This window comes from Okeania sp. SIO2B9, from assembly GCF_010672505.1.
Lineage (GTDB): Bacteria > Cyanobacteriota > Cyanobacteriia > Cyanobacteriales > Microcoleaceae > Okeania > Okeania hirsuta.
In genome coordinates this window covers 1-4,237 of record NZ_JAAHGK010000659.1, presented here as the reverse complement: position 1 = coordinate 4,237, position 4,237 = coordinate 1, and the positions used below count along the sequence as shown (strand labels likewise).

Genomic DNA, 4,237 nt, shown 5'->3' with positions numbered 1-4,237 from the left:
TTGCTTCTTTTTAGTTATAGATAAAAGCTTTACTAATTGAATAAGAATTAAATTTTAATATAAAAGGCCTTTAAAGTCTATATATTAAGATCCCCTCATAAAAGCTTATAGCTGACAGCTTATAGCTGAATGCTTACTTATTTTTAGATATCATCTGCTATAACTTTAAATGAAAAATTAATCAAGAGACTTTTCTGAAGACATCTCTATAAAACAACGATTAAAAAAAAGGCTTATGTAATTTCTGGAAATTTATATTAGATATCTTCAAAAATAAAAAATCAAATCAATTATGATGATATATCATCAATTATTTCCCCCTTTTCCCTGTTCTATTTTCCCTGTAAATGTCTATTATAGTGTTTATATTAATTCCCAAAAATTTACTTATGTCAAAAGTTAAATTAGTAGTCTTTGATATGGCAGGTACCACTGTCAAAGACCAAAATGAAGTCCAGAATTGTTTTTTAGAAGCTGCTGCAAGTACAGGACTTGAGGCAGAAGTAGACCGTGTAAATTCAATGATGGGATGGTCGAAAAAATTAGTGTTTGAAACACTTTGGCAAGCACAAATAGGTCAAGAACATCCTGATTATCCTGCTAAAGTTGAAACTTCTTTTACTAAATTCAAAGAAATTCTGGAAAATCACTATAAAACTCAGTTGCTCGAACCAACAAAGGGGTGCTTAGAAATTTTTACTTGGTTGCGATCGCAAAATATAAAAATTGCTTTAACAACTGGATTTTATCGAGAAGTAACTAACATTATTTTACACCGTTTAGAATGGGACAAAAAGTTAAATAGTGATTATATTGGAGACAAAAAATCAATTATTCAAGCCTCTATTACTCCCACAGAAATTTATAATAATGAAGGTCGCCCGACACCTTACATGATTCAAAAAGCCATGTATAAACTAGGGATAAAAGACTCACAAACTGTCATTAAAATTGGGGATACTCCTTCTGACTTAGAAGCAGGGATTAATGCTAATTGTTTATATACTTTTGGTGTAACAAATGGTACTCAGACAAAAGAACAATTAGCACAATACCGCAATGATGGATTACTCAATTCGCTCTTAGAGTTAAAAGACAAAATTGTACATTTATTAGAATAAGTGGGAAATAAAACATGACTCAAATTCATCAAGCAGATGTTATCGTTGTCGGTGCAGGTATCGTTGGTTTAGCTCACGCTTTAGCAGTTGCCAAACTTGGTCTCAAGGTAGTAGTCTTTTAAAGAAACCCTTATGCAGTGGGAGCATCTATTCGTAACTTTGGTATGATTTGGCCAATTGGACAGCCATATGGAGAATTACGAGATCGCGCTCTCAAATCAAGAGAAATTTGGTTAGAAGTTGGAGCAAAAGCAGGTTTTCATTTAGACCGATGCGGTTCCCTACATCTTGCCTACCGAGAAGATGAACTACAAGTAATCAAGGAATTCATAGAAACTACAACTCAACAAAAGCAAGAGACATTAGCTTTGCTCACACCCGAGCAAGTAGCAGAAAAAACTCCTGCTGTAATTACTGATGGTTTATTAGGAGCATTGTGGAGCGCAACAGAAGTAATAGTTGACCCCAGAGAAGCAATCAAAAAAATACCTGGTTTTTTATCAGCAGAATACAATGTTGAGTTCAAATTCGGCACAGTTGTCACAGAAATTTCCCATCCTTATCTGATAGCAAGTGGAGAAAAATGGCAAGCAGACCGTATTTTTGTTTGTAGCGGGGTTGACTTTGAAACTTTATATCCTGATACTTTTGCCAACAGTGGGATAACAAAAGTAAAATTACAAATGATGCGAACAGTTCCTCAACCTGAAAACTGGCGTGCTGATGTGGCATTATGTGGCGGTTTAACCTTAACTCATTACGCTTCCTTTGCCCATTGCCCATCTTTAGCAGCACTCAAAACCAGAATTGAAACAGAAACTCCCCATTTTCCTGAGTGGGGAATTCATGTGATGATGTCACAAAATGCAGCAGGTGAATTAATTATTGGTGATTCCCATGAATATGGTTTGAACCCAGAACCTTTCGACCGAGTACAAATCAATCAATATATATTAGATTACTTGAAAAAATTTGCTCAGGTTCCTGAGTTAGAAATTACCGAAACTTGGCATGGAGTTTATGCCAAACTTCCAGGCAAAACTGAATTTATCACTCAACCAGAAACGGGAGTCACAATTATTAACGCCTTGAGTGGAGCAGGTATGACTTTATCCTTTGGTTTAGCAACAGAAGTAGTGGAAAAAATGCTGTAATTTTTTCTACCTTAATTTCTTGAGAGAAAAAGCCAGAAATACTGGTTTTTCTATTTATTAATAATTTGAATATTATAGCACTGCACAAATAGGTGAGGACATTCCTCTATTTCCTACTCCCTTTTTACTCAAATTTATTGTCCTAACTAAAGAAAGTACTGCTATAATATTTAGCTACAAATTCATAGATATTTTGATTCATTTTGTATTTTTCTCCGACAACCGAATCCATCCGATAAATCAGTGAAATTACATAGAGAAAAGCTTAAATTTGATTCACTTTGTCAGTAAGGCGATCGAGTCTATGTTTTTGTCTTAAAATACTAAGATTTTTCCACAGAGTTGAAACCTTTTTAACAAGAAAAAAGTCTTATAATAATAGTAGCTTCTTAAGTTTAAAAGAATTTGCAAATGCCTAAAAAACTTGAGAATTCATCAACATAATGTAAAAAAAACATCAACAATGGCAGAAATTTCAGCACTTCAAATTGATTCTAATCAAATTAATCTTGTACCAGGATTTACCGTTTCACGATTCGGCACTGTAGGAGCAATAGATAGCTTTGACTCTTATGATATTACTATCAATGAACCTCAATTATTAGAAGTTAACTTGTTCGATATTATCACCAGTGCTGATATCATAGTAAATGATAGTAATGGAAATCCTATTCCTGGTGGAGCAGGAAGTCAGCCACTTTCTACCCCAGAAAATTTTACAATTCCTCTCAATCCTGGTAACTATCAAGTATTAGTATTTCAACCACTTAATGATTTTCCTCTAGGAGGCACAAATTATCAACTTGATTTAGCCTCTATTAGTTCCAACAACCCACCAATCAATCCACCAGTAAATCCTCCCACCAACCCACCAATCAATCCGCCAGTCAACCCTCCCATCAACCCTCCTGGTTTTACTGATAATAGTAATGACAGTATAAACACAGCAACTCCTTTAGGTCGTATAGTTCCCGAAATACCCATAACTCGCTCGGCTACAATTAATGATTTTGACACAGTAGATTACTATCGCGTTACAGTTGATCAACCCATAACTTCAGGAGTTGCCTTGCAAAATATTACTGGCAATCTTGATGTAGAAGTATTAGATAGCAATGGTAACTTAATTGCCAGTGGTAACAACCTGGACTCATCAAATGAGGCATTTCAGGCACCTTTCTTTACCCCCGGCGAATATTTTATCAATGTTTTTCAGACTGCTCCTGGTATTACCAGTAACTATGATTTAAGCCTATTTCCAGCAAGTGCAAACATTAATCCTGTACCACCCCCTAACCCTCAACCAATACCACCTAATCCCCAACCAATACCACCAAACCCTAACCCACAACCACAAACTATCCGTTTTGATGGACAGATAGATGGAAGTGATGAAGTTGTGACAAATCGTGAAGACATGAGTTTCGTTTCTAAAGAGGATTTTCTCTTAAATGCTACACCAGGCACTCCATTAACAATCGATCTGATCGGTATAAATAATGGTTTCGATCCCTTATTAGAAGTTTATCAACTGCCTCCAAATAGTCCTGTGCTTGAGGTTAACGAACAAGCTATTCTAATTGCAGCTAACGATAATAGTGGTGGTGGTGTTAATGCTAGAATTGGACCGGGAGTTCCATCAGATGTAACAATTCTTTCACCAGGAACCAATACTCCCATAAGTGTTCCTGCGGAGTTAACTTTAGCACCAGAATTTCAATATCTGTTGCGCCTGACTTATACAGAGCTACCTACTATTCCTATTGGAGGCTTTTCCTTAAATGCAAGTGTCCCTGATGGTTTTATTAGTCTTGCTCCAGTCAGATTAGGAGTTACTGTAGGCGATCCAATTGTTGCAGGAGATCCGCCAATCAATGAGTTTCCTAATGGAGGAAGCTTTTTCTAAAAAAAGCAGGAAACACCGGATCTGGGAACAGGAAACAGTAGGAAAAATATTTCCCA

2 protein-coding genes and 1 pseudogene are annotated in these 4,237 nt (G+C 35.9%); all 3 read left to right on the top strand.

Translation table 11 applies throughout. The annotated features are described in order from the left end of the window. Positions 1-389 precede the first annotated feature (389 nt). Positions 390-1,121: an HAD hydrolase-like protein gene (locus tag F6K13_RS21035; protein WP_124147187.1), complete on the top strand. Its 732-nt coding sequence runs from the start codon at positions 390-392 to the stop codon at positions 1,119-1,121. Between the two features lie 134 nt (positions 1,122-1,255). Then, positions 1,256-2,275, top strand: a pseudogene (locus tag F6K13_RS21030) (TIGR03364 family FAD-dependent oxidoreductase); the annotation flags it as partial. A 463-nt stretch (positions 2,276-2,738) separates the two neighbouring features. Next, entirely contained in the window at positions 2,739-4,181 is a 1,443-nt protein-coding gene (locus F6K13_RS21025; RefSeq protein ID WP_287288267.1) for a hypothetical protein, read from the top strand. The last annotated feature ends 56 nt before the right edge of the window (positions 4,182-4,237 follow it).

What these genes read in the sequence shown, in the direction of transcription:
- F6K13_RS21025 (WP_287288267.1), top strand. Translation starts at nt 2,739, where the DNA reads ATGGCAGAAATTTCAGCACTTCAAATTGATTCTAATCAAATTAATCTT.
- F6K13_RS21035 (WP_124147187.1), top strand. Translation starts at nt 390, where the DNA reads ATGTCAAAAGTTAAATTAGTAGTCTTTGATATGGCAGGTACCACTGTC.